We start from the raw sequence: 23,879 nt of genomic DNA, 5'->3' as shown, positions 1-23,879 counted from the left end.
AGAGGGTGGTGAGGTTGGTGAGGTTGCCGAGTGATTCTGGTAGTTGAGTGAGTTGGTTGTTGTCTACTGACAGGGTGGTGAGGTTGGTGAGGTTGTCGAGCCAGTCGGGTAGTTGGGTGATTCGGTTGTTGCGTAGTCGGAGGGTGGTGAGGTTGGTGAGGTTGGTTAGCCAGTGGGGTACTTCGGTGAGTTGGCTTCCTGAAAGGTCGATGTCGGTGAGATTGGTGAGGTTGCCGAGCCAGTCGGGTAGTTGGGTGATTCGATTTCTGCCGAGCCAAAGATCAGTGAGATTGGTCAAGTTTTCGAGCTGTTCAGGTAGTTGGGCTACCTTATTCTTGTGAAATCGAAGAACGGTGAGTTTTGAGAGAGTTTCTATCCAGTCGGGTAGTTGGGTGATTCGGTTGTTCCCGAACCGGAGGGTGGTGAGGTTGGTGAGGTTGCCGAGTGATTCTGGTAGTTGAGTGAGTTGGTTGCCGCCGATCCATAGTTCAGTAAGGCCGGTGAGATCTCCAAGCCAGTGGGGTAGTTGCGCGAGGCGGTTTTGGGCAAGCTTGAGTATGCGTAGCTCGGTAAGTTTGCGGATGGGATTCGGTACGGCTTTCAGTCCTAGATTGCTTAGATCCAGTGATGGTGAGCGTTGTTCGATGGCGTCGTTAAGGCGCTTGTCGAGTTGGGATTGAGTGTAAGTCACTAGGCGCTCTCCTGTTCCGGACGCACGTTGCGGTAGTATTGCTCATCGTCTGGACCTGTATAAACGTTAGCAATCAAGCGGCGTCGTCTTGCTGCAGTGGTCTCTGCGGTAGCCGCGTCGCGCTTCGGCTCTGCGGTGGGTGATCGCACGGGGAGCTTTGTCGCCTCGGAGACCCGGAGCCGGATGGATCATCCTAAGTGGACTTTTGTCCATGGGCCTGTCCATGAACAGGCCCTGTCGTGCGCCTCTGATGCCACGACCGGCGCTCGTCATGGCACCTGCGCCCCAGGTCGCCATAGGTACCCTGCCTACGTAGCCGACTCAAAATCCGTCCAGTGTGCGTTCGAGTCGCACCGGGGGCACGTACAGCATCCACACTTGCGCCCACCTGCGGTCTCGGGGTCGTTGTGCGCAGCCCAGCTGCTTCGTGCTCGGCCACCGACTGGTTGATCTTGCGTTGCAGGACGGAGCCGGGGACGGTCCGGTGGTGGATATCGTGGGTTGATGCGTGAAACAGCCGAAGAACTCGACGAGCTCCAAGCCCTGCTCGACGCCTCGCTGTCCCGCTCCACGGATCACCTCCGTTCGATCGTCGCCGAGCACACCCTGACCGCCGAGCAGCTCACCCGAATCCTGGTCGGCATGTGCACCCTCGCCCTGTCCACCGTGACGGCGAAGGGGGAGCCGCGGATCAGTGGTGTGGACGGGCACTTCCTGCACGGCAAGTGGTACTTCGGCACAGCGCGCAGCGCCGCCAAGGCCCGCCACCTCGCGGCCCGCCCCGCCGCCAGCGTCGCGCACATGCGCGGCGAGGACCTGGGAGTGTTCACGCACGGCACGGTGGAGATCCTCAATCCCGAGGACGACGAGCCGGCCGCGGACTGGCCGGACCTGCTCACGTACTTCAAGGACTTCTACGGCGATCACGGCGACTGGGACAAGGACGTGTTCTACTACCGGCTGCATCCGCACTGGATGACCGTCTACGCCCCCGACGCCGCGAAGCTCATCGCCCAGTGACCGCCGGCTCGCGGTCAAGGGTCCTGTCCCAAGAACGGAAGTGCCGGCGATGAGCTGGGTCCTCCTCGCATTCGAGAAGCACGGCGATGCCTTCGTCGCGGAGATGCCGCTTCCCGAGTCGATCGACGATGACGTGGTCAAGTCACTGGTGGGCGACTACCCGAACTTGCGCGCGGACTCGTTCCCGGTGACCGGTGCGAGTCTCGACCGGGTGACCGACATCCTTGAAGGCGAGGTGAGGCCGGATGACTACGACTACTTCATCGAGTTCCGGGTGTAGGTGGCCCGGCAGGGCGACGCCGTCCTCCAGGGGAGCGTCGCCCGTGCGCCCGGAAAGCTCGATCGAGGACTGAACGACCGGCAGGCGAGGATCAGCAGCGAACGACGCCGGAGGTCCACGGCCGGTCGTGATCGTCCTCTGTGGACTCGGTGGGTGGTTGCCGGAAGTCGGGCCCGGTCGATGTCGGTCCTGCTACGCTTCCCGTGATGGTTACCTACGTGAGCAGATCGGAGGTTCCGTTCGCCCAAGGTGAGTGCTGATGCGCACCTTGACCGCGAATGAGAACGTCCGCCTCCTTTTCTGGGCACGCGTGCGCGAGTTCGCCGTGCCGCCGTCGATGATCGAGACGGCGACCGCCCGCCGCGTCGCGGGCGATTGGGCCGGGGCCTGTGCCGCCGCCCGTGTCGATGTGGACCTGGACCTGAGAGCCGTTCGCCGCGCCCATGGCCGGTCGGGGGCGGAGCGGGTTCGGGACGATCTGCGCCACCTGGCGCCCGACCTGCTTCGTTGGCACTTCCCGAGGGTCGCTCCGGACGGGCTGTTGCGGCCTGGCCTCACGGTGTCGTTGGCGCGGTACCGCCTGCCCTCCGCTGAGGGCGGCGGTGACGTGTCGGTGCACCTGGTGGCGCGCACGCCGCCCGCGTGGGCGCAGGGTGGTCAGCGGATCAGCCTGGCGCTGTGGGAGGCGTCCCGGGCCGGTCCGCATCCCCATCCCAGGCCCGACCGGCGGTTTCGGTTGGACCTGCACCGGCACCTGTGGGACGTCCGCCGGGTCGGGGAGCTGGCGGAACGGGCCGGGGCGGGACCCGGGTCGGCCGGTGGCGAACCCGTCGCGGATGCGCGGTGGGAGGGGTTCGCGGTCGGGCGTTGGGGGCACGAGGCGGCGTTGCTGTTGCGGGCCGAGGGCTCTCCCGGCCGGTTGGTCAGCGTGCGGCTCGGGGGTAAGCGCCGGCTGGTGCTGGAGGTCGGGGCGCACGGCGGGGCGCGGGTCACGGCGGTCCGTCCCGGTGGTCGGCTGCTGCCGGTGCTGCCCGAGGCCGCGACGTCCGTGCTGCCCGACTGGGAGTTGCTCCGGGCGGGGTTGATCGACGCCGATCGGCTGCACCCCCTTGTGGCGTCGGCACTCCTGCCGGACCACCGGCCGGCCGAAGCCCCACGCGGTCCGGACGGTCCGGGCGACGTTCACCTGGTCGAGTGCCGTGGCGCCACGCACCGGATCGGTGTGGTGGACGGAATCCTCGTGCCGCTCGACCACGACCCCGACGAGATCCGCCGCGAAGAGCTGCTGGTCGCGTTGGGCGGCCCGCCCCTGCCCTGCCTGCGGACGATCGACGACGCGCACCGGCACCCGGAATCACTCCCGGACGTCCGCGCCCGGCTCGACCACGGCGACACCGCAGGCGCGCTCGCCGCCGTCGAAACCCTCCTCGGACCGGACGCGTCGCTGCGCAGCGGGACGTTGCGGGACGAGTTGGAGACGGCCCACCAGCGCCGGGTGGCGCACGGGCTGTACCGGGCCGGGTTGGCCGGGACCGGGATCGGTCCCACCGCAGGCGGTCCTCGCCGCCGCCAATGCAGGACCCGCGCGCGCCACGCGGCCGCTCGCTGACTTCCCGCACTCGCCTCGGCCGATGCGCGACGCACGGCCCCCAGAACCCCAAGGTGAACAAAACATGCCTGTTGCCATGGATTCCACTTCCGAAGCGGCGCACGTCCGACCGATGGACACCGCCGCCGAACTGCTCGCCCTGCTCCACGACACGACCACGGAGCCCCGGCCCGACGCCCAGCTGGAAGCCTTGATGCTCGCGGTCTCCGCCGACCTGCCCGTGCTGCTGTGGGGCGAGCCGGGCATCGGCAAGACCTCGGCCCTGACCCAGCTCGCCGACGCCCTCGACCTGCCGCTGACCACGGTGATCGCCAGCGTGCACGAGCCGTCCGACTTCTCCGGGCTGCCGGTGGTCGGTGACGACCCGGCCGTGCAGGGCGTGCCGATGGCCCCGCCCGACTGGGCCGTGCGCCTGGTCCGGGCCGGTCACGGCCTGCTGTTCCTCGACGAGCTGTCGACCGCGCCCCCGGCCGTCCAGGCAGCGCTGCTGCGGGTCGTGCTCGAACGGCGGATCGGCGCTCTGCGGCTCCCGCCCGGTGTCCGGATCGTGGCCGCCGCGAACCCGCGGTCCTCCGCGGCCGACGGGTGGGAGCTGAGCCCGCCGCTGGCCAACCGGTTCGTCCACGTGCAGTGGACCTACGACCACGACGTGGTGGTGCGCGGGTTGGGCGGGACGTGGCCGAGGGCCGAGCTGCCCCGGCTGGACCCTGGTCGGCTGACCGACGCGGTGGCGTTCGCGCGCCGCGCGGTGTGCGAACTGCTGGCGGCACGACCCCGGCTCGTGCACCAACTGCCGAAGAGCGAGGCGGGCCGCGGCGGTGCGTGGCCGTCACCGCGCAGCTGGGAGATGGCACTGCGGCTGATCGCGTTCGCCACGGCGGCGGGCGCGTCGCGCGAGGTGCTGTCGACGCTCGTGCGCGGCACGGTGGGGGACGGGCCGGGGCTGGAGTTGGTGGCGAGCCTGGACCGGATGGACCTGCCGGACCCCGAGGTGCTGCTCGCGGACCCGGCGGCGGCCGTCCTGCCCGAACGCGGCGACCTGCGCCAGACCGTGCTCGACGGGGTGGTGGAGGCGGTGCGCAAGCGGCCGGAGCGGTCCCGTTGGGACGCGGCGTGGTCGCTGCTCGTGCTGGCGCTGGAGACCGGCGCGCCGGACCTGGTGGTCGTGCCGGCGTCCACGCTCGCCGCGCTGCGCCGTGACGACTGGCAGGTGCCGGCGGCCATCGAGCGGCTGGCCGGCGCGGTGTCGCTGTCCCGGCGCGCGGACCGGGCGGCGGTCGCCGTCGGTGCCCGCCGATGACGCCGGGCGCGCTGGACGAGGAGAAGCTCTTCGCCGCGCGGCTGCACGCGGTGCGGAGCCGGCCGTACCTGGCGACGGCGTTGTTCGCGCTGCACGTCGTCGAATCGCGGCGGGTGCCGACGATGGCCGTGGACCAGCACTGGCGCTGTTACGTCTCGCCGGCGTTCGTGGCGCGGGCCCCGGTCGAAGAACTGGCCGGGGTGTGGGTGCACGAGGTCTCGCACCTGTTGCGCGACCACCACGGCCGCAGCGACCGGTTCGCGGCCGAGCACGGGCTGACCGGGCCGGGGGAGCGGCTGCGGATGAACATCGCGGCCGACTGCGAGATCAACGACGACGTGTTCGGCGACGGGTTGCCCGAGCCGGAGGGCGCCGTCCGCCCGGCCCTGCTCGGGTTGCCCGACGGCGAGCTGATGGAGGACTACCTGCGCCGGTTCCGGCTCGGGCCCCGCACCAACGCGTTCACCTGGCTGGACTGCGGCAGCGGTGCCGACGGGCTGGAGCGGGACTGGGACCTCGGACCGGACGGCGCGCACGGGCTCAGCGCGCAGGAACGGGACGCGGTCCGGTTCCGGGTGGCGGAAGGGCTCACCGCCCACCCCGGCAGCGCCCCGCGGAGCTGGCGGCGGTGGGCGCGGGAGGCGTTCCACCCGCCGCAGCCGTGGCGCGAGCTCCTGGGTGCGGCGGTCCGCTCGGCGGTGTCCGGTCCCGGCGCGGGCGAGGACTACAGCTACGGACGGCCGTCGCGCCGGTCGGCCGGTCTGCCCGGTGTCGTCCTGCCGAGCCTGCGCCGCCGGCCGCCGCGCGTCTGCGTCGTCGTCGACACCTCCGGGTCGGTGAGCGACACCGAGCTGGGGAGCGCCCTGCTCGAGATCGCCGCGATCGTGCACGCGGTGGGCGGTCGGCGCGACCTCGTGTCGGTGCTGTCCTGCGACGCCGCCGCGCACGTCACGGGTCCGCTGTGCCGCGCCGAGGGGATCGCGCTGCTGGGCGGTGGCGGCACTGACCTGCGCACCGGCTTCGCCAAGGCGCTGCGGCGAAACCCCCGCCCGGACGCCATCGTCGTGCTGACCGACGGGCAGACGCCCTGGCCCGCCGACCGCCCGCCGTGCCGGACGGTGGTGGGCCTGTTCCCCCGCGAGCGCAGGTACGACGAAGAGGACCCCGACTACGTGCCCGACGCACCGCCCGCGTGGGCGCGGGTGGTCACCCTCGGCTGATCCGCTCTCTTGCCGGAACGGCAAGTTCTCGTGCCAGGTCGGTGTGCGGCCGCCAAAACTGGGCGCACACCGACCGGAGGAACACCGATGACCACATCGACGCGCCTGTTCACGGGGGCGCTCGCCGTCCTGCTCACGATAAGCACCACGTCCTGCGCCACGCCGGGCGCCGACGCGAGTCCGCCGCACGCCGCCGCCACGCGGGACGACCCGGCGTTCCAAGGGACCTTCCGGCACGAGTCCGCCGAGGTCGACGGTGTCCGCATGCACTACGTGACCGGGGGCAGCGGCACGCCCGTGGTGCTGATCCACGGCTGGCCGCAGACCTGGTACGGCTGGTGGCCGATCATGCCCGCCCTCGCCGAGCACCACACCGTCTACGCGGTCGACCTGCCCGGCCTCGGCGATGGCACGGGCGCGCCGACCGGCTACGACAAGGCCACGCTGGCGCGGTACGTGCACGGGCTGGTCGCCGACCGGCTCGGCATCCGGGACGCCGCCGTCATCGGGCACGACTTCGGCGCGGCGGTCGCGTTCCAGTACGCGAGCCGGTTCCCCGCCGACACCTCCCGCCTCGGCTACCTCGACCTGCCGCTGCCCGGCCCCGCGATCGACGCGGCCACCTACCGCACGTTGAGCTGGCACATCGCCTTCCACTCCCAGCGACGGGTGCCCGAGGCGGTCGTGGGCGACGACGTCCGCGCGTACCTGGCCCTGTTCTACCCGCAGGTCTCGTTCGGCGGGACGGCGTTCGGCGGCACCTCCGACCGGTCGCCGTTCAGCGACGCCGAGATCGACGAGTTCGCGCGGACCTACCGCGAGCCCGCGGCGCTGGCGGGCGGGTTCGAGCTGTACCGCGCGCTGGACCAGGACGTCCGCGACACCGTGGCCGCCGCGCCGGTCCAGGCGCCGACCCTGCTCCTGGCCGCCCAGGGGCAGGTCGACGCGATCCGGGCCACCGCCGCGCCGCGCATGCCGAACATCGTGCGCGCGGTGGACGTGCCGGGCGCGGGGCACTGGCTCGTCGAGGAGAACCCCGCGTTCGTCGCCGCGGAGCTGCTGCGCTTCCTCGGGTGACCGGGCCGCCCGCGTCGGCAGGCTCGCGGCCAGTGACGGAAGCCACCTACCGATCCGGTCGGTAAGCCGACCGGATCGGTAGGTTTTTCCGTACCGTGGGAGTCATGGCTCGAGCGCTCACCGAGGACCAGTTGCTGGACCGCGTGGCCGGCCTGTTCGCCCGGCACGGGTTCGACCACACGTCGGTGAAGGACCTGGCCGACGCGGTCGGGTTGTCGAAGGCGGGCCTGCTGCACCACTACCCGAGCAAGCAGGCGCTGTTCGACGCCGCCCGTGACGTCGGGCGCACGCACAGCCGCGAGCTGTTCGCGCAGGCCACGCGGGTGCCCGCGGGACCGGCGCGGGACCGGCGGGCGGTGGAGCTGCTGGTCGACTTCGCGCTGGACCGGCCCGGCCTGATCGCGCTGGAGTCCCGCGCGATCAGCCTGCTCGGCGCCGACGACGTGGACGGCGACCGCCTGGACGCCCTGTCCCAGCACGTCCTCGCCGTCTTCGGCGCGGACGAGGACGCGGGCGACACCGAGCGGCTGGTCCGCGTCATCGGCATGCTCAGCGCCCTCGCCGTGCTCAGCCTGGCCGCCAACCACGCGGGCGAGAAGACCGCGTGGCGGCCGCACATCATCGCCACCTGCCTCGACGCGCTCGGGCACCGCGATCCATCCCCCCGCGACCCATCCCATCGGGAGGTCTGACCCCCATGGCACGCCTGCTCTACCGACTCGGCTCCGGCGCGCACCGCCGCCGCCTGGTCGTCGTCCTGCTGTGGCTGCTCGTGCTCGGCGGCACGGCGGTCGGCGCGACGACCCTGGCCGGGACGACGTCCGGCTCCTTCTCCATCCCGGGGCAGGAGTCGACCACCGCGCTGGACAAGATCTCCGACGAGTTCGGCCAGGGCGGCGGCGCGACCGCGCGCGTGGTCGTCCAGGCGCCGGACGGGCAGCAGGTGACGTCCCCGGAGAACGCGCCGGAGCTCGCCCGGCTGGTGCAGCAGCTCTCGGAGCTGCCCGGCGTCACGTCGGCGAGCAACCCGCTCGACCCGCAGGCGCCCACCGTGAACGCCGGGCAGAACGTCGCCTACAGCACCGTCACCTACGAGGCCAAGCCCGGCGACGTGACCGAGGAGCAGCGCAACGCCCTCTTCGACGCCACCCGGGGCGTGACCGGACTGACCGTCGAGGCGACCGGCGAGGCCACCCAGGCGCCGCCGCACGTGGGCGGTCCGGCCGAGGTCATCGGCGTGATCATCGCGCTGCTGGTCCTCGCCGTCACCTACGGCTCGCTGGTGCTGGCCGGCATGAACCTGCTGACCGCCTCGGTCGGCGTGGGCATCGGCGCGCTGGGCGTCACCATCGCCACCGGTTTCATGGACCTCCAGTCCACCACCCCGATCCTGGCCGCGATGCTGGGCCTGGCGGTGGGCATCGACTACGCCCTGTTCATCATCAACCGCTACCGGCAGGAGCTGCGCCGGGGCCGGGACGTGGGCGACGCCATCGGCACCGCCGTGGGCACCGCGGGCTCCGCCGTCGTGACCGCCGGCCTGACCGTGGTCATCGCGCTGGCGGGCCTGGCCGTGGTCGGCATCCCGTTCCTGACCCAGATGGGCGTGGCCGCCGCGTTGACGATCGTGGTCGCGGTGCTCGTCGCGGTCACGCTCGTGCCGGCCGTGCTCGGCTACCTCGGTCGCCGCGTGCTGCCGCGCAAGGAGCGCGCCGCGGCACCCGCCGCGGACGTCGAGTCGGACGGGCGCGGCTTCTTCCGCGGCTGGATCGGCGCGGTCGCCCGGCACCGGGTCGTGGCGCTGCTGCTGGCCGTCGTGGGCCTGGGCGCGATCGCCGTGCCCGTGCTGTCGATGGAGACGACGCTGGTCGCCGCCCCGGCCGCGGAGTCCAGCCAGGCCCGCGCGGAGCGGATGCTCGCGGACGGCTTCGGCGAGGGCTTCAACGGCCCGCTGATCGTGCTGTTCGAGGGGGACGACGCCGCCGCCACGGCCGCCGCCGCCATCCCCTCCATCCAGGGCGCGGAGGACGTCGCGCTGGTCACGCCGCCGAGGCCCAACGCCGACGGCACGGCCGCGATGGTCACCGTGATCCCGGAGTCGGGCCCGGCGACGGCGGCCACCGAGCAGCTGGTCACCGACCTGCGCGACCGGCTGGCCGACGTGGACGGCGCGACGACCTACGTCACCGGCGCCACTGCGGTCAGCGTGGACGTGGCCGTGGCGCTGGACGAGGCCATGCCGGTCTACCTGGGCCTGGTCGTGGGTCTCGCCCTGGTGCTGCTGGTGCTGGTGTTCCGGTCGATCCTGGTGCCGCTGGTGGGCGTGCTGGGCTTCCTGCTGACGATCGGCGCGTCGCTGGGCGCGACGGTCGCGGTGTTCCAGTGGGGCTGGCTGGCCGACGCGGTCAACCTCGACGGCACGGGGCCGCTGCTCAGCCTCACCCCGATCCTGATGGTGGGCATCCTGTTCGGCCTGGCCATGGACTACCAGATCTTCCTGGTGTCGCGGATGCACGAGGCGCACCACCGCGGCGAGGCGCCGCTGACCGCGATCCACACCGGGTTCCGGCAGGCCGCGCCGGTGGTCGTGGCCGCCGCGCTGATCATGTTCTCGGTGTTCGCGGGCTTCGTGCCGGCGGGCGAGGGGCCGATGAAGTCCATCGCGTTCGCGCTGGCCATCGGCATCCTGGTCGACGCGTTCGTGGTCCGCATGGTCCTGGTGCCCGCCGCGCTGGCCCTGCTGGGCGAGAAGGCTTGGTGGCTGCCGAAGTGGCTGCGCCGGCTGCCCGCCCTCGACGTGGAGGGCGCGGCGCTGGAGGAGGACCGCAAGGTCCTGGTCGACGCGGGGCGCTGACCCCGACCGGTCCGGCGCCGACCCCGGCGCCGGACCGCTCCCGCGGGCTCAGACCGACTTGGCGAGCCACTCGTCGAACGTGGTCGGCGCGATGCGGACGCGGTCGCCCGGCAGCAGCGCGTTGCCGCTCATCTCCACGCCGAACACGCCCGACCACGTCGGCACCAGGCGCACGTCCCGGCCACGCGCCTGGTGCGTGCGCCGCGCCATGTCGACCAGGTCCTGCGTCTCCGGGCCCGCGACGTCCGCGTAACGCCCCTGCGGCTCGCCGACGGCGATCTCGGCGAGGACCTCGGCCACGTCCTGCGGCGCGATCGGCTGCACGAGCAGCGGCGCGATGGCCGCGACGCCGTCCTGCTCGGCCCAGCCCGCGACCATCTCCGCGAAGTCGTGGAACTGCGTGGCCGGCACGATCGTCCACGGCACGGGCCCCTCGGTGACCAGGCGTTCCTGCTCGCGCTTGCCCGCGTAGTGCGCGTTGCCCTCGATGTCGGCGATGCCGACGATCGACAGCAGCACGTGGTGCCGCACGCCGGCGCGCGCCTCGGCGTCGAGCAGCGTGCGCGTCATCGCGCCGAACAGCTCCACCGTCCGGGCGCGGTCGACCGCCGCGATGTTCGTGGCGTCCACCACCGCGTCGACACCGGCCAGCGCCGCGTCGAGCCCTTCACCGGTCCGCAGGTCGACGCCCGCCGAGCGGCTGACGCGCACCACGTCGTGCCCGCCGCGCTCCAGGGCGGCGACGGTGAGGGAGCCGATGTTGCCGGTCGCGCCGGCCACTGCGATCCGCATGACGATCCTTCCACTGCCGAGTACCTGCCACGAACCTATCGCGGACTAAATAGATCCGCAATATCTTGGATAGACTGGCCGGGTGAAGCTGCCTGTGAGCACGGAGTGGGTACTGCACTGCGCCACCACCCTGGCGCAGCTCGAACCGGGGGCCACCGCGTCGGCGGCCCAGCTCGCGGCCTACTACGACCTGCCCGCGCCCTACCTCGCCAAGCAGTTGCAGGCGCTGGTCAAGGCGGGCGTGCTGGCCGCGACGACCGGCCCGCGCGGCGGCTTCCGACTCGCCCGGCCCGCCGCCGAGATCACGTTGTTGCAGGTGGTGGAGGCGGTCGACGGGGCGTCCTCGCCGTACGAGTGCCAGGAGATCCGGCAGCGGGGGCGGGGCGCGCTGCCCGCCGAGGACTGCCGCGACGCGTGCGTGCTCGCGGCGAAGATGGCCGACGCGCACGCCGCGTGGCGGCGCACCCTGGCCGCCGACTCGCTCGCCGACGTGCTCGCCGAGCTGCCGCCGACCGCGCCCGCCCGCACCCGCTCCCTGCTCGCCGCGACGGCGTCCGCGACCCGTCGGACGCCCTGAGGCGCGCACCCGATTCGGCCGAACGACTGCGCGGGCACTGCGCCTGCCGATATAGGTGTACCCCTGGGAACGGCCGACGCGCCTGCGCCGTCTGACGGCGTGGTGTCGAGTGGACTGGTGGGGACGGACATGAGTGGGTTCGGGGCGGCGCCCGAGGAGTTGCGGCGGGCGGCCGGGCAGATCGGCGAGGTCGGGGACCGCACCGCGGGCGTGGTGTGGAGCGGTCCGAGCGGCGAGTACGGGCACGCCGGGGTCGCCGGCGCATGGGAGATGTTCATCGAGGAGATGCGCGCCCACGTGCGGCGGCTGCGCCAAGAGGCCGACGAGCACGCCATCGGGCTGCGCGCGGCGGCGTCGTCCTATGTGGACGTCGACGGCGAGCGCGCGGACGTCTTCGGGCGGCTCAACCCGCAAGGGCCGGTGTCCTGATGGCCGCACGACTCGGCGAGACCGAGGACCCCAAGGCGCTCGTCCCCGGCGAGCCCGAGCTGATCTCCGGCGACCTGCGGCAGCTCGTGGACGCGGTGCGGACGGTCGTGGCCGTCGGCGCGGACCTCGGCCGGATCGGCGTGGGCGGGTGGAGCGGCACGGCGAGCGGCGCGTTCCAGTCGGCGTTCCAGGCCGAACCGCCCCGCTGGCTGCGCGCCGGGGAAGACCTCGGCGGCGGCGGGCAGCTGCTGGCCGACTACGGCGACGCGCTGGTCGCGAGCCAGCGCGAGGCGCAACGCGCCGTCGAGTTGTACCTCCAGGCGCAGGCCGCGACCCGGCTGGCCGCCGCCGAGCACGCCGCCGCGGCGCTCTCCGGTGCGCCGGCCGCGCCGTTCCAGGACCCCGGCCAGGCGGGCGCCGCCGAGGCGCAGAAGGTGCTCGACGACGCCCGCCAGGGCCTGCGCGGCATCGGTGACGTCGTCGCCAAGGCGCTCGGCTGGGAGTCCGACGGCAAGGGCGGCTACAAGAAGTCGTTCGGCAAGGAGACGTTCGGCGCGGCGCACCGCGAGAAGGACGAGGACGGCGAGGACACCGGCGGCTGGCAGTACGGCGTCAACGGGCGCTCGTACGAGAGCAAGTCCGGCAGCGAGTCCAAGCGGCTGCTCACCGAAGCGCTCGGGGAGATCGCCGAGAAGTTCGGCATCGACCTGCACGAGCGCGAGTGGGGCGACGACAAGCACGTCGACGTCAAGCACGGCGAGAAGGACGGCGACTTCGACGCGGGGCCCCTCTCCGGCAAGGGCCGGATCGGCGGCTCCGTGCTCGGCGCGGACGCCGGCTACACGGCGACCGCGAGCTACGCGGGCGTGTCGGTCGGCGCGCACGCGGGCGCGTACCTGGCCAGCGGGTACGCGGACGGCGAGATCAAGCTCGGGCAGCACGCGAACGTGTCCGGCAGCGCCGAGGGCACGATCGGCGTGGCCGCCGAGGCGAAGGGCACCATCGGGCTGCTCGGCGTGAAGGGCGACGCGGAGGCGTTCGCGGGGGCCAAGGTGTCCGGCGAGGCGGGCGCGGAGGTCGCGGGCATCGGCGCCGGCGTGAACGGCGAGGCGTGGGCCGGGGTCGGCGCGCACGCCAGTGGGCAGTTCGGCCTGGGCGAGGACGGCAAGTTCCACGTCGGCGGGTCGGTGGGGCTCGCGTTCGGTGTGGGTGGCAAGGTCGGGTTCGACGTCAGCGTCGACCCGGTCGAGGTCGTGGAGACGGTGGTCGACGTCGCGGACGACGTGGGCGAGATCGCCAAGGACGTCGGCCGCGGCGTGGAGAACGCCGGACGCGCGATCGGTCGGCTGTTCGGCCGATGAACGACCCCAGGAGGACACCAGCCATGGCCACCACGCTCCCGGTGCCGATCGAGTTCTCGCTGCCCGACGGGTGGCTGTCCGCGCCGCCCGACGAGGTCGGCGCGCCGCAGGCGGCGTTCGTCGCGCTGCGTCCCGGTGGCGGCGCCGGGTTCACCGCGAACATCACGATCAGCGGCGAGGTCCACGGCGACGACGTGACGCTGGCGGAGCTGGCCGACCGGGCCGCGGCGCGGCTGGAACGCGGCGTCGGCGCGGTGGAGGTCGGTCGGCGCAACGAGCTGGAGTCGGCCTACACGCAGGTGCTGCGGCTGACCGCGCCCATCGGCGGCCGGCCCGTGGACCTGGTGCAGTTGCAGGTGTTCCTGGCCATGGCGGACGTGCGCGACCCGCGCCGGCGGGCGGTGCTGGAGATCGTGCTCAGCGCGACGCCCGAGCAGTTCGAGGACCTGGTGGACGACTTCCAGGCGTTCCTGAAGACCATCCGACCGGACGAAGGGGCATCGCGGTGACGGAGTCCGCCGACATCCTGCTGCGCCGCATCGAGGCCATCGACACGGCCGCGGCCGACAACCGGCTGCGCGCGGAGTCGTTCCGGCGCATGGCGGAGGGACTGCGGGACGTGGTCGGGACGGCGTCGTCCGGGGACGGCCTGGTGACCGTGGTCGCCGGGTCGGACGGCGCGGTCAAGTCGATCGCGTTCGGCCCGGCCGTGCGCACCACCGACCCGGCCGCGCTGTCGTCGGTGACGCTGCGCGTGATCGCCCTGGCCCGCGCGGACGCGGCCCGCAGGCAGGCCGAGGTGGTCCGCTCGGCGCTGGGCGACACGACGCTGCTGGACCGCGTGCTGGCCGAGGACCGCCGGGTGTTCGGCGACGAGCCGCCGCGGGAACTCCCGGCCGCCGTGCCGCCGCGGGTGGTCCGCCGGACCGCGCCGGTGGAGGACGAGGAGCCGGAACCCGCCTACCGCAGCCGCGACGCCTGGTGACTCAGGAGCCGCAGACGCAACCCCGGCCGTGCTTCCCGCTGACGGTCGCGGCGCAGAAGCGCAGCGCGATCCGGTCGTGGGAGGCCCACGGGTGCGGGCACGCGACGCACTGGCGGTTCCCGGTGGCGTCGGTGGCGCCACCGGGGGCGGTCGACTCGACGGTCGGTAGGACGTGGTTCATCGGATCTGTCCTGTCCGCACCCGCGGAACACGTCGATCTCCGGGCGGTGCGTGATGGCGTCGGGACACCGGCAACTCGTGACTGATGCTCGAACGGTTCCCGCCTGCACCCGAAGGTACACGCAGAACCGGCGCTAGCCCTCGGCCGGAGGGCGTTCGGCGGCCAGCACGTCGCGGGCCAGGGCGGCGAACGGGTCGTCCAGGTCCGGCACGGCCAGGGCCAGCTCGCACAGCGACGCCAGCACGGTCACCTCCCGGGTCTGCCGGGCCCGCGCCGCGTCCAGCAGCCGCCGCACGACCAGCTCCCGCACGTCCGCCCGCGTCGCCGGCTGCACCCACGCCGTGGCGACCAGCGCCAGCCCGGCGGCCTCCGACACCCAGTCCTCCGGCCCGTTGAGCAGGTCGGCCAGGATCTCGCGGCGGCGGGAGGCGGGCCACGGCTCGTCGGCGCGGTGGTGCGCCAGCCCGAGGCACGCCCACGCCTGCACGGCGCGCACCCACAGCTGCGGTGCGTGGCGGGCCAGGGCGCGGCCCACCTCGTCGTCCGGCGGCACGGGCGGGTGGACCAGCACGCCCAGCAGGTCGCGCGGGTCCAGCGCGGACAGCACGACCGCCCGGTCGTACGCGGCGGGCAGGGACGGCCAGCGGAACGCGGCGACACCGCGCACCGCCTCGGCGGCCTCCGGCGCGGGCGGTGGCACGGCGGGGCGCGCCAGCAGCCCGTCGTAGGTCCACACGGTGTGCCGGACCTCGCGGACCGGCAGCCTGAGGTCCGGTTCCGGCGCGTGCTCGGGCGTCACGGAGGCCAGCGGGAACGCCGACCGCAGCGCCAGCAGCGCGCTCGGCGGCTCCAAGGCCGACAGCGTCACGTTCAGCACGGCCTCGGGCGCGGGCTCGTGCTGCTCCAGCACCTCGCCCAGCAGGTTGGCCACGGCCTCGGTGGGATCGGGCACGCGGCCCAGCCACGAGCGGCCCCGGGCGCGCCGGGCCAGCACGTCGGCGGCGTAGCCGTGGTCCGGCCGGTCCCGCAGGTGGTCGGCGAGCGCGACGAGGTGCCGCACGTCGTCGTCCACCACGTGCCGCAGGCCCAGGGCGGTGGCCAGGGCCTTCGGGTGCTCGGGGTTCGCGTCGGCCGCGCGTTGCGCCCACTCCAGCCCCTCGGCCGGGCGGCCCATCGCCTCCAGCAGGTCGGCGATGTCGAGGAACAGGTCCAGGTCGTCGGGCGTGCGGGCCGCTTCGCGCTGCCAGGTGGCGAGGGCGTCGTCGGGCCGGCCCGCGGTGCGCAGCGCGTAGCCCTTCATCACCGCCGCCTGGTGGGTCGGCTCGACGTCGAACGACCGCTGCGCCCACGCGACGGCCTCGTCGAACGCGCCGAGCCGGCGGGCCAGCGTGGAGCCGCACCACAGCAGCATCGCGTGCTCGGGGTGGCGGGCGACGCAGCCGCGCAGCAGGGTCAGCGCGGGCAGCAGCGGCGGGCGCTCGGCGGGTTCGACCGGGTCGGCCAGCGGTTGCGCGAACCGCGCCACGGCGATGGCGGCGGCGTCGGGGTCGAGCAGGTCGGGCAGGTCGGGGCGGTGCAGCCAGGCGACGTCCAGCCACGGCCGGTGCGGCTCGTGGGCGGCGACCGCGAACAGCTCCTGCACGGCCTGGTCCCAGTGGCCCGCCATCGCGCACAGGTGCGCGTGCGCGGCGACCGTGCCGATGAACGCCCGCTCCGGCTCGGGCTCGAAGTGCCGCAACGCCTCCCGCGGCCCGCCCGCGCGGGCGACGAGCTCGGCCAGCGCCTCGTGCGCGTCGGGCAGCCGCGGGTCGGTCGCGAGCGCGTCGGCGAGGTGGCGGGCGGCGTGGTCGAGGTCGCCGCCGGCCAGGATCAAGCGGGCGAGGGCGACTTCGCCCCCGGCGTCCAACCGCTCGTCGGCGCAGTGCTCGGATCCCTCGTGTCCCATGGCCCCTCCAGGTCGGCGCCGAATCGTAACCCGAGTGGATCACCAGGGCGGACGACCGCCCGTGAACGGTCCATTGTGGAGTGAGGGATTCCCGCGCCGAGCCGGGAGTTACGCCGGACGGGGCTGGGCGTGCCGCTGACCGCCGACGCGGGGCGGGCGCACTCGGCGCTGCACGACGCCCACGCCGCGGCGGGACTGCTCGGGCACATCCTGCCGCGCGCGGACGAGTGCCTGTCCGTGCTCGACGGCGCGCTGCTGGACCGGCACCTGTCGGCGACCGAGCAGGCGGACCTGCGGCTGATCGCCGTCCTGTCGGGACTACCCGAGGTCGAGGGCTTCGGCGGTGTCGATCCCGGTCGCGCCGGCCGAGGTCGTGACGCGGAACCGGTCGTGCCGCGCGGTGAACCCCGACGCCCCTGGGCTCCGGATCGGGGCCCAGGGGCGTCGGGGGTTCACGTCTCCGCCGGCGTCACCGCCGGTAGGAGCAGGTCAGAGGGCGCGGACGCCGACGGCCTGCGGGCCCTTGGGGCCCTGGTTGACGTCGAACTCGACGCGCTGGTTCTCCTCGAGGCTGCGGTAGCCGTTGCCCTCGATCTCCGAGTAGTGCACGAAGACGTCCGGGCCGTTCTCCTGGGCGAGGAAGCCGAAGCCCTTCTCGGCGTTGAACCACTTCACGGTGCCCTGAGTCATGATCTCTCCTTGCGAGCCGGGTGCGGCGCCCCGGTCGGGGCGTCGGGTCGGATTTCAGACGACGACTTCTCCGGCTTGTCCCGCAAGGCAAAGAAAGAGCTTCGTCCGCAACATCATTCCGCGAAACTTCAGTGGAAACACGGACACAAGATTGACGACCGCCCCGTACAACCGGGCGGTGCCCGGGTTCCTTCCCGCCCGGCCGCCCGAAGTGACCCAGATCACCCTTGGGTAAAGCGGTGAGCCCGATGGTGTCACTACGTGTAACGTGGGTGCCATCGGGGAAGTTCTTTTTCAGACCCCGAACACCCCTCGCGCCGTGCGGGGATCTCCGGACCGGCACCGCCGACCGTGAGCACGCAGCGGGCGCGGAGAAAGTCGGAAACACATGTCATCCACGTACCAAGAGCTGTTCAGCCACCCGGACACGGACCGGCCCGAGGACGTCGCCCTCGTGCGCCGGGACGAGCAGCGCTCCTACACCGACCTGTTCCGCGAGCCGGCCGACGTGCCGCCGCAGAGCACCGGCGGCACCTCCTGACCGGCGCCGCGACCACCCGGTCCCACCGGTAGAACGGGCGGTAGCCGCCCTCGTCGTCCGCGCCGTGCCGGAAGTCCGGCGTGTCCGGCACGGGCACCAGGGCGGCACGGGCACGGCGGCGGCCTCCGTCGCCACCGCGAGCTCGTCCACGTCGACCGCGAGCCGGTCCAGGTCGTTTGATCCAGCCGCCGGACGCCGGGGTGGTCGTGCGACGCTGTGCGCAGCGCTTCGGTGTGCGCGCGAGCCTGTTCGATCAACGCCCGCGGGGCGCTCACGTCCTGGTGCGACATTCCGGCCCCCCAGCGACGGAACATGGTTGCACCGGACGGCCGTGGAGCCCCAGCGCGACCCCTGCACCGACCCCGGTGCGCGCGGAACCCCCCGGTGCCGTGCACACCGGGGGGCCGGTCAGGCGGCGGTCACTCCGCGCGCCACAGCGCGGGCACGTTCGGCGGTTCCCAGCCCGGCTGGGCGAGGTGCCCCTGCAAGCACACGTACCCGACGCCGTTGTAGGTGACGGTCGCGCCGATCGCGTAGTTCGTGCCCACCGCCCACGTGCCGCCACCCGGCGAGGACGGGGTGGTCGTGGTGGAGGTCGGTCGCGTGGTGCTGCTCTGCGGCACGTTCAGCACGAAGTCGAACTTCGCCTCGCGCGCGCTGCCGACGGTGCGCACCTCCATCAGCAGCCGCGGGTCGAAGATGGTGTCGGTGTTGTTGCGCGGCTCGCCCGGGAAGTACAGCTGGGTGGTGAGCACGGGCCGCCCGGGGGCCTGCACCTTCACGTGGATGTGCCGGGTGCGGCCGGGGTAGAGGCCGGGCACGATCGTGGTCAGCGAGAACGTGCCGTCCGGGTTGGTGAACTGGTGGCCGCGGAACCGGTAGCCGGTGTTGTCGTACACGCCGTTGACGTCGGCCTGCCAGAAGTCCATCAGCACGTTGCCCAGCGGCAGGCACGCCAGGCCGAACACGTACCCGGTGACGGTGAGCCGGGTGCCCGGCGTTCCCGCGTCGACCAGCGACGTGCGGCGGGGCGAGTTCGGCTTGAAGTACGGGCCCTCGGTCTGCGGCGGGGTCGGGTCGTCGCCGTCGTCGCACGTCGGCGTCAGCTCCAGCGGTCCGCCGCTCTCGCCGATCGTGCGGGCCAGCGCGGGCACGCCCATCATCGCCACCGGCAGCGCGACGCCCGCGGCCACCGCGGCGCGCAGCACCGTCTTGCGGCTGAGGTGGCGGGGGTCCGCCTCGTCGCCGAGCGGGTTCTCGGCCGGGCCGCGGTCGCCGTCCGTGGATGCGTCCATGCCTGCTCCTTCGGGCCTGCTCCTCGTGGGGGCTTTCGGTTCGGGATCACCACGAACGTACGGACGGCGCTCGGTCGCGGACGATGGACTGGGACCGCTGTTCGTGGTGATCCTCGCGGTCTCCGTTGCCGGTGGCGCTCACTGTGAACGGTCGGCCGCGCGCCGGAACGCGCCGGGGCTCACGCCCGTCTCGCGGCGGAAGAAGCGGCAGAAGTAGGCGGGGTCGTCGAACCCGACCCGGTTCGCCACCTGCCGCACGCTCAGCCCGGTCTTCACCAGCAGCCGCTGCGCCTCCTGCGTGCGGGCCTGGCGGACCAGCTGCGACGGCGTCCGGCCGGTCGCCGCCTTCACCGCCTCGGTCAGGTAGCCGGGCGTGACGCCGATACGCTCCGCGTACGCGCGCACGGACCACAGCCGGTGGTCGGTGCGGCCGGACAGCCGGACGAACTCCTCGGCGACCGCGCCGGGCCGGGCGGGCGGCGGCGCGGCCGGTGTGGCGGACAGCCGGGCGGCGCGCACGACGAGCACGTGCAGCAGCGCGCGCAGCACGGTCTCCACGCCCGGCTCGCCGCGCCGGTACTCGTCGTGCAGCTCGGCGATCGACCGGCCGACCTGGGCGTGCGCCTGCTCGTCCAGCGTGAGCCAGGGCCGTTCGCTCAACCGGCGCAGCAGCTCGCGGTCACCGGGGTGGTCGAGCAGGAAGTCGTCGGTGAACAGCAGCACCGAGCCCTGGAGGTCCCGCGCGTCGTCCCAGTGGTGCACCTGGCCGGGTGCGATCACGCACAGGTGCGGCGGGCGCAGCTCCCAGCGGGCCAGGTCCACCACGTGCGTGCCGGTGCCGCCGGTGACGTGCACGATCTCGTGGAACGTGTGCCGGTGCGGGAACGACGCGCGGGACAGGGGCCCGATCGAGTCGAACGTGCCGACCGCGAACGGCAGCGCTTCGGGCACCGGTACCTCCAGCCGGTGCAGGGGCAGCTCACCGTCGCGCGGGGTCCGGCAGGGCGTTCCGGGTAACACGGTGGTGCCACGCATCGCCTACCGTCCCCTCTCCGGTGAAGGTCCAGACCAATTCTGGCTACGGACCACCTTGGCACGACAGGACGTGCCGGGGAACGGGCCTGACCTTCTCGGCCCACACCGTTCCCCGGGTCGGCGACGCGGTGCGCCTGCCGCTGTCAGCTCGGCTAAGCGGGATCGCCCGTGCCGGTGAACTCGGCGAGTCGCTCGAACAGCGTGTACGCCGCCAGGAGGTGCTCTGGCTCTTCGGTGAAGTGCGCCGCGTGCAGGTAGGGGTACAAAACGACCGCCGTGCTGTCGGGCAGGCGGAAGCGGGTCAGCGGGTGGTGCTCGATGCCGGGGAACACACCGGCTTCGTGCCGGAGCAGGCGCACGACCACGTCGTGGCGGTCGACGGTAGTGCTCTCAAGGACGTAGGCGGTGCAGCGGTCGGCGCCGAGATGATCGAGGGTGGGGTGGATGCCGAGCGGCGCGAAGATGTCGATCCGCTCCGAGGCGCGGCACAGGATGTTGACCATGCTCGTGGCCAGGGAGCCCCACGCGCACTGCACTGTCGGATCGGGCGTCGACTCGTCCGTGAGCCCTTTCTCCAATCGCTGCACGGCGTCGGGGGACCGGCCGCTGCGCGCCGCGAGTTCCGCCACCGTCAGCCCGGCGGCTTCCCGGACGCGACGCAGCTCGATCCCGAGCACGCGACCGCGCAGTGACGGCTTGGGCGTCGAGAGGGGCAGCTGGCCATCGTGCCTGATCATCTTCACTCTCCGGGTCGTCGGTAGGTGTCCGGGTGCCCGAGCTGGACTCGATCGGCACGCGGCTTGGGACCGGGGATCTGCGCCACCATCACGACCGACCTCGGCGAGAACCCCGTCGCGCTGTGGGGGTCGACGCGTCGTCCGCCGCCTCGCGAGGCCAGGGGAACACGGGGATGCCTTCCTGCTCCCGCCATCTCCGGTCGCAATCGCGGCACGTGGGCCAGCAGCCGTCGGGGCAGCGTGGCGGCGGTTCGTGTGGCACCGTCACGGCCACTCCGCACAACGTCCGGCCTTCGTCTCTGGCCGTCATGGAGTCCGGGATCGCGTGACGACGTCCCTGGTAGGGCAGCCAGCGGAACGGTCGGGTGCCCATCAGGGCCGACCGGGAGAGCGGGCGAGCAGGGGCTCGCTGTCACTGCGCGCTGCGCGGCCCTGGCCGGGATGAGGGATGACGGCGAGGAGATCGGTAGCCCTGGTGATGGTCACGCAACCCTCCTGGTTACGCTGGGTCCTGTTTCGATTACACGATGCGACACGAGAATCGGCCGCAAGTTGCTGCTTGGCAAGTCAAAGTTCCGCAAGTTGCTAGTTGTCCATCCGATCGAGTTACGTGCTGCCGTCCAGTGCCGGCCGTACGGTGCAGTTCGAGGTGGTTCGGTGAGGAAGGGTCGGCGTGGCCACGGAGAACATCCCGCCCAACGTGCGCAAGCGGCTGGCGGCCAGGCTCAAGGAACTGCGCGGTGACCGCCGCCAAGAGGACGTCGTCCGGGCGCTCCAGGCGATCCCGGGCAGCGGCAAGTGGTCTGTCACCAAGCTCAGCCGGATGGAGAACGATCAAGCACGGGTGCAACCCGATGTGGTCGAAGACCTCCTGGCCATCTACGGGCACGACGACCCCGAGGAACGCGCGAAGCTCAAGCTGTGGGCGAGAGCCGCCCGTGACAAGGGCTACTGGCAGAAGGGGCGACGAGGTCTGCCGGACAACATGGCGGACTTCGGCGAGTACGAGGAGCGCGCGGCCGTGCAGCGCGTCTGGGAGCCGCTGCTCGTGCCCGGCCTCTGCCAGTCGGAGGGCTACGCCCGCGCGGTGATCTCCGGTATCGAACCGAGCATCGATCACGGCGAACTTGAACGGCGCGTCGCCACGCGAATGGCTCGGCAAGCGGTTCTCACACGCGAAGACCCACAAGAGCTCTGGGTGCTGCTCGATGAGCGTGTGCTCCGGGCGCGGATCGGTTCGATCGACGTGCGGACGGGGCAGCTTCGACGCCTCGTCCAACTGGCGTCGTGGAGCAACGTGACACTGCAGGTGGTGGGAGCCGACGCCGGTGCGCATCCCGGCCTGTCCGGCTGGTTCACGATCTTCGGGTTCTCCGACGACACGGCTGATGTCGGCTACACCGACGGCCCCGGTGGGAGCCTGTATCTCGAAGACTCCGAGGACGTGCGGCGCTGTACGCTGATGTTCGGGCACCTGCTCGGCATCGCCCTCAACCCGGCCGACTCGATCGCGTTGATCTGCAAGGTGATCGAAGAGTTGGAGCGTGAGCCTCAGTGATCGAAGACGCGGCTTTGTGGCGCAAGAGCAGTCGAAGCGGTGGCAGCAACGGCGGTGGCGGGTCGAACTGCGTCGAAGTGGCCTACGTCGAGGGCTCGGTGGGACTCCGCGACTCCAAGCGTCCTGGTGTCGGCCTCGCGTTCCCCGCCGGCTCTTTCAGCACGTTCATCGCGAGGGTGAAGCGCGAAGACCGCGAGCAGTAGTTCCTCAGCACCTCCGGAGCGCCCTCACCACGACTCGCGCGGTGCCAGTCCCGGTTGCGCCGGGCCGGCCGTGCTCGGTCGTGGCCCGTCCGCCGTGCTCTCCGAGCCGCCGAGCAGGATGCCGGTGAGCGACGCGCGTTCGTCGGCCATGGCCCGCGCCACGTCGGCGAGCTCGTCGCCCACCACCGGCACGCCGCCCGTGCCGCCCGCCCGCACCGCGTTCAGCACGGCGCGGCGCAGCAGTTCCTTGATGAATGACGCCGTGACGCCCTCGGTCGCCTCGACCACCGGCCCGAGGTCGGCGCGCAGGTCGACGTCCCGGCCGTACAGCTCGACCAGCCTGCGGCGGCCGTCCGCGTCCGGGCGGGGCACCTCCACGGCCAGGTCGATCCGGCCCGGCCGGTCGGCGAGCGCGCGTTCCAGCTCGTCGGCCCGGTTCGTGGTGAGGACGAACGTGACGTCCGCGTCCGCGCCCACCCCGTCCATCGCGTCGAGCAGGGTGAACAGCAGCGGGTTGGTGGGGCCGGCCGCGAAACCCCGGTCCATGGCGACCAGGTCCACGTCCTCCACCACGACCATCGACGGCTGCAACCGCCGCGCCAGCGCCGCCGCCTGCCCGATCAGCCGCATCGCCTGGCCGGTCAGCAGGATCACCGTGCAGTCGCGCAACCGGCTCATCAGGTAGCGCACGGTGTGCGTCTTGCCGGTGCCGGGCGGGCCGTGCAGCAGCAGGCCGCGCTTGAGGTGCTGCCCCGCCGCGAGCAGCCGCTCGGAGTGCTCGGCGATGCCGACCACGTGCTCCTCGATCGAGTCCAGCACGCCGTCGGGCAGCACCACGTCGTCGGCGTCCAGCGCGGGCCGCGGCAGGAACGTCACCAGCTCGTTGCCCCGGTGCTCGCTCACCCCGAACGCCAGGACCTGCCGCCGGAACGCGTCGTGCTCCCGCATCAGCCGCTCGATCTCCGCCCCCGCGGCCCGCGCCGCCGCGCGATCGGCCGCGAGCACCTCCAACCGGCACGCGGGCGGCCCGAAGTCGTTCGGTCCCCGGATGCCGACCAGCACCGGCGTCCCGTCGGGCGCGGTCGTCGCCGCCAACCCGAGCTGGACCACCTCGACGCTGTCCTCCGGCCCGACCGCCGCTGTCGCGTAGTCCGCCGCCCCGAGCGCGTACCCGCCGGAGTGCCGTGCCGCCAGGAGCATGCCCATGATGTCCTCGTGGCCCCGGTGCTGCCCACCAACCCCGAACCACTCGGCGTCCGGCGTGTGCGCCCTCAGGTACGCCTCCACCCCCAGGTGCAGGTTGACGTGCTCCCACACCTCGAACCGCGTGGCGACCGACAGGACCTGCGCCAACTCACACCCGAGGTGCTCCCGGACGCGCCGCACCAACGGCGCCGACTCCCCGTCCTGCTCGACGAGCTCCGCCGCCGCCTGCACCAACCGCCGCAAACCGACGGCAAGCGCCTTCGCCTCGTCCTTGGACAGTTCCCCCACGTACC

General features: G+C 72.6%; 26 protein-coding genes. 16 read left to right on the top strand and 10 right to left on the bottom strand.

Annotation, left to right across the window (positions count from 1 at the left end):
- A partial coding sequence (locus tag ACIQMJ_RS35265) for a leucine-rich repeat domain-containing protein (protein WP_499765330.1) occupies positions 1-691 on the bottom strand: 691 nt, incomplete at its 3' end.
- 504 nt (positions 692-1,195) lie between these two features.
- On the opposite strand from ACIQMJ_RS35265, the gene ACIQMJ_RS35260 reads away from it, so the two are divergent.
- The 8 genes from ACIQMJ_RS35260 to ACIQMJ_RS35225 all read left to right on the top strand — a co-directional run bounded on the left by ACIQMJ_RS35260 (position 1,196) and on the right by ACIQMJ_RS35225 (position 10,051).
- On the top strand, positions 1,196-1,711 hold the full coding sequence (locus tag ACIQMJ_RS35260) for a pyridoxamine 5'-phosphate oxidase family protein (RefSeq protein ID WP_499765329.1): 516 nt from the start codon (positions 1,196-1,198) through the stop codon (positions 1,709-1,711).
- Positions 1,712-1,760: 49 nt separating this feature from the next.
- Positions 1,761-1,991, top strand: a complete 231-nt coding sequence (locus ACIQMJ_RS35255; protein WP_499765328.1) for a DUF7683 domain-containing protein — start codon at positions 1,761-1,763, stop codon at positions 1,989-1,991.
- Between the two features lie 259 nt (positions 1,992-2,250).
- Entirely contained in the window at positions 2,251-3,600 is a 1,350-nt protein-coding gene (locus ACIQMJ_RS35250; RefSeq protein ID WP_499765327.1) for a hypothetical protein, read from the top strand.
- Between the two features lie 76 nt (positions 3,601-3,676).
- Positions 3,677-4,900 carry an AAA family ATPase gene (locus ACIQMJ_RS35245; RefSeq protein WP_499765326.1) on the top strand — a complete coding sequence of 408 codons (1,224 nt, stop codon included), beginning with the start codon at positions 3,677-3,679 and terminating at the stop codon, positions 4,898-4,900.
- Positions 4,897-6,120 carry a vWA domain-containing protein gene (locus ACIQMJ_RS35240; protein ID WP_499765325.1) on the top strand — a complete coding sequence of 408 codons (1,224 nt, stop codon included), beginning with the start codon at positions 4,897-4,899 and terminating at the stop codon, positions 6,118-6,120. Before ACIQMJ_RS35245 ends, ACIQMJ_RS35240 begins: the two co-directional genes overlap by 4 nt.
- An 87-nt stretch (positions 6,121-6,207) precedes the next feature.
- The gene (locus ACIQMJ_RS35235) at positions 6,208-7,197 is read left to right on the top strand and encodes an alpha/beta fold hydrolase (protein WP_499765324.1); all 990 of its coding nucleotides are present in this window, start codon (positions 6,208-6,210) and stop codon (positions 7,195-7,197) included.
- 104 nt (positions 7,198-7,301) lie between these two features.
- Positions 7,302-7,889: a TetR/AcrR family transcriptional regulator gene (locus ACIQMJ_RS35230; RefSeq protein WP_499765323.1), complete on the top strand. Its 588-nt coding sequence runs from the start codon at positions 7,302-7,304 to the stop codon at positions 7,887-7,889.
- Between the two features lie 5 nt (positions 7,890-7,894).
- Positions 7,895-10,051 (top strand): MMPL family transporter, encoded by a 2,157-nt coding sequence (locus ACIQMJ_RS35225; RefSeq protein ID WP_499765322.1) that lies wholly within the window; start codon positions 7,895-7,897, stop codon positions 10,049-10,051.
- A 48-nt stretch (positions 10,052-10,099) separates the two neighbouring features.
- On the opposite strand, the gene ACIQMJ_RS35220 is transcribed toward ACIQMJ_RS35225, so the two are convergent.
- A complete protein-coding gene (locus tag ACIQMJ_RS35220) occupies positions 10,100-10,843 on the bottom strand; it encodes an SDR family oxidoreductase (protein WP_499765321.1) in 744 nt (247 codons plus the stop codon).
- Positions 10,844-10,925: 82 nt separating this feature from the next.
- On the opposite strand from ACIQMJ_RS35220, the gene ACIQMJ_RS35215 reads away from it, so the two are divergent.
- From ACIQMJ_RS35215 to ACIQMJ_RS35195, 5 genes are all read left to right on the top strand, one after another.
- Entirely contained in the window at positions 10,926-11,420 is a 495-nt protein-coding gene (locus ACIQMJ_RS35215; RefSeq protein ID WP_499765320.1) for an RrF2 family transcriptional regulator, read from the top strand.
- A gap of 129 nt (positions 11,421-11,549) precedes the next feature.
- Positions 11,550-11,849: a WXG100 family type VII secretion target gene (locus ACIQMJ_RS35210; protein ID WP_499765319.1), complete on the top strand. Its 300-nt coding sequence runs from the start codon at positions 11,550-11,552 to the stop codon at positions 11,847-11,849.
- Entirely contained in the window at positions 11,849-13,210 is a 1,362-nt protein-coding gene (locus ACIQMJ_RS35205; protein ID WP_499765318.1) for a putative T7SS-secreted protein, read from the top strand. Before ACIQMJ_RS35210 ends, ACIQMJ_RS35205 begins: the two co-directional genes overlap by 1 nt.
- Positions 13,211-13,233: 23 nt before the next feature.
- The gene (locus tag ACIQMJ_RS35200; protein WP_499765317.1) at positions 13,234-13,719 is read left to right on the top strand and encodes a hypothetical protein; all 486 of its coding nucleotides are present in this window, start codon (positions 13,234-13,236) and stop codon (positions 13,717-13,719) included.
- On the top strand, positions 13,716-14,195 hold the full coding sequence (locus ACIQMJ_RS35195; RefSeq protein WP_499765316.1) for a YbaB/EbfC family nucleoid-associated protein: 480 nt from the start codon (positions 13,716-13,718) through the stop codon (positions 14,193-14,195). Before ACIQMJ_RS35200 ends, ACIQMJ_RS35195 begins: the two co-directional genes overlap by 4 nt.
- Position 14,196: 1 nt before the next feature.
- Here ACIQMJ_RS35195 and ACIQMJ_RS35190 read toward each other — a convergent pair whose 3' ends face one another.
- The 3 genes from ACIQMJ_RS35190 to ACIQMJ_RS35180 form a co-directional block, all read right to left on the bottom strand.
- Positions 14,197-14,376 (bottom strand): RGCVC family protein, encoded by a 180-nt coding sequence (locus tag ACIQMJ_RS35190; RefSeq protein WP_499765315.1) that lies wholly within the window; start codon positions 14,374-14,376, stop codon positions 14,197-14,199.
- 133 nt (positions 14,377-14,509) lie between these two features.
- Positions 14,510-16,321 (bottom strand): tetratricopeptide repeat protein, encoded by a 1,812-nt coding sequence (locus ACIQMJ_RS35185; RefSeq protein ID WP_499765314.1) that lies wholly within the window; start codon positions 16,319-16,321, stop codon positions 14,510-14,512.
- A gap of 489 nt (positions 16,322-16,810) precedes the next feature.
- Positions 16,811-17,011 carry a cold-shock protein gene (locus ACIQMJ_RS35180; protein WP_499765313.1) on the bottom strand — a complete coding sequence of 67 codons (201 nt, stop codon included), beginning with the start codon at positions 17,009-17,011 and terminating at the stop codon, positions 16,811-16,813.
- Positions 17,012-17,399: 388 nt separating this feature from the next.
- Here ACIQMJ_RS35180 and ACIQMJ_RS35175 point away from each other — a divergent pair, with 388 nt between their 5' ends.
- Positions 17,400-17,552, top strand: a complete 153-nt coding sequence (locus ACIQMJ_RS35175; protein ID WP_499765312.1) for a hypothetical protein — start codon at positions 17,400-17,402, stop codon at positions 17,550-17,552.
- Positions 17,553-17,971: 419 nt separating this feature from the next.
- Here ACIQMJ_RS35175 and ACIQMJ_RS35170 read toward each other — a convergent pair whose 3' ends face one another.
- From ACIQMJ_RS35170 to ACIQMJ_RS35155, 4 genes are all read right to left on the bottom strand, one after another.
- A complete protein-coding gene (locus tag ACIQMJ_RS35170) occupies positions 17,972-18,847 on the bottom strand; it encodes a dioxygenase family protein (protein ID WP_499765311.1) in 876 nt (291 codons plus the stop codon).
- 138 nt (positions 18,848-18,985) lie between these two features.
- Positions 18,986-19,798: an AraC family transcriptional regulator gene (locus tag ACIQMJ_RS35165; protein ID WP_499765310.1), complete on the bottom strand. Its 813-nt coding sequence runs from the start codon at positions 19,796-19,798 to the stop codon at positions 18,986-18,988.
- A 236-nt stretch (positions 19,799-20,034) separates the two neighbouring features.
- Positions 20,035-20,619: a helix-turn-helix domain-containing protein gene (locus tag ACIQMJ_RS35160; protein ID WP_499765338.1), complete on the bottom strand. Its 585-nt coding sequence runs from the start codon at positions 20,617-20,619 to the stop codon at positions 20,035-20,037.
- Positions 20,620-20,707: 88 nt separating this feature from the next.
- Positions 20,708-20,992 carry an HC3 family zinc finger protein gene (locus ACIQMJ_RS35155; protein ID WP_499765309.1) on the bottom strand — a complete coding sequence of 95 codons (285 nt, stop codon included), beginning with the start codon at positions 20,990-20,992 and terminating at the stop codon, positions 20,708-20,710.
- 300 nt (positions 20,993-21,292) lie between these two features.
- Here ACIQMJ_RS35155 and ACIQMJ_RS35150 point away from each other — a divergent pair, with 300 nt between their 5' ends.
- The gene (locus ACIQMJ_RS35150; protein ID WP_499765308.1) at positions 21,293-22,177 is read left to right on the top strand and encodes a helix-turn-helix domain-containing protein; all 885 of its coding nucleotides are present in this window, start codon (positions 21,293-21,295) and stop codon (positions 22,175-22,177) included.
- Complete coding sequence (locus ACIQMJ_RS35145) at positions 22,174-22,380, top strand: DUF397 domain-containing protein (protein WP_499765307.1); 207 nt, start codon at positions 22,174-22,176, stop codon at positions 22,378-22,380. Before ACIQMJ_RS35150 ends, ACIQMJ_RS35145 begins: the two co-directional genes overlap by 4 nt.
- A gap of 24 nt (positions 22,381-22,404) precedes the next feature.
- Here the strand turns inward: ACIQMJ_RS35145 and ACIQMJ_RS35140 are convergent, their stop codons facing one another.
- Positions 22,405-23,874: an AAA family ATPase gene (locus ACIQMJ_RS35140; RefSeq protein ID WP_499765306.1), complete on the bottom strand. Its 1,470-nt coding sequence runs from the start codon at positions 23,872-23,874 to the stop codon at positions 22,405-22,407.
- Positions 23,875-23,879 lie beyond the last annotated feature (5 nt).

Origin of the sequence: Actinosynnema sp. NPDC091369, from assembly GCF_044757065.1 — a bacterium.
In the GTDB taxonomy this organism is placed as follows: domain Bacteria; phylum Actinomycetota; class Actinomycetes; order Mycobacteriales; family Pseudonocardiaceae; genus Actinosynnema.
Note: the sequence above shows the minus strand (reverse complement) of the source record. Positions and strands in the feature narration are given on the sequence as shown.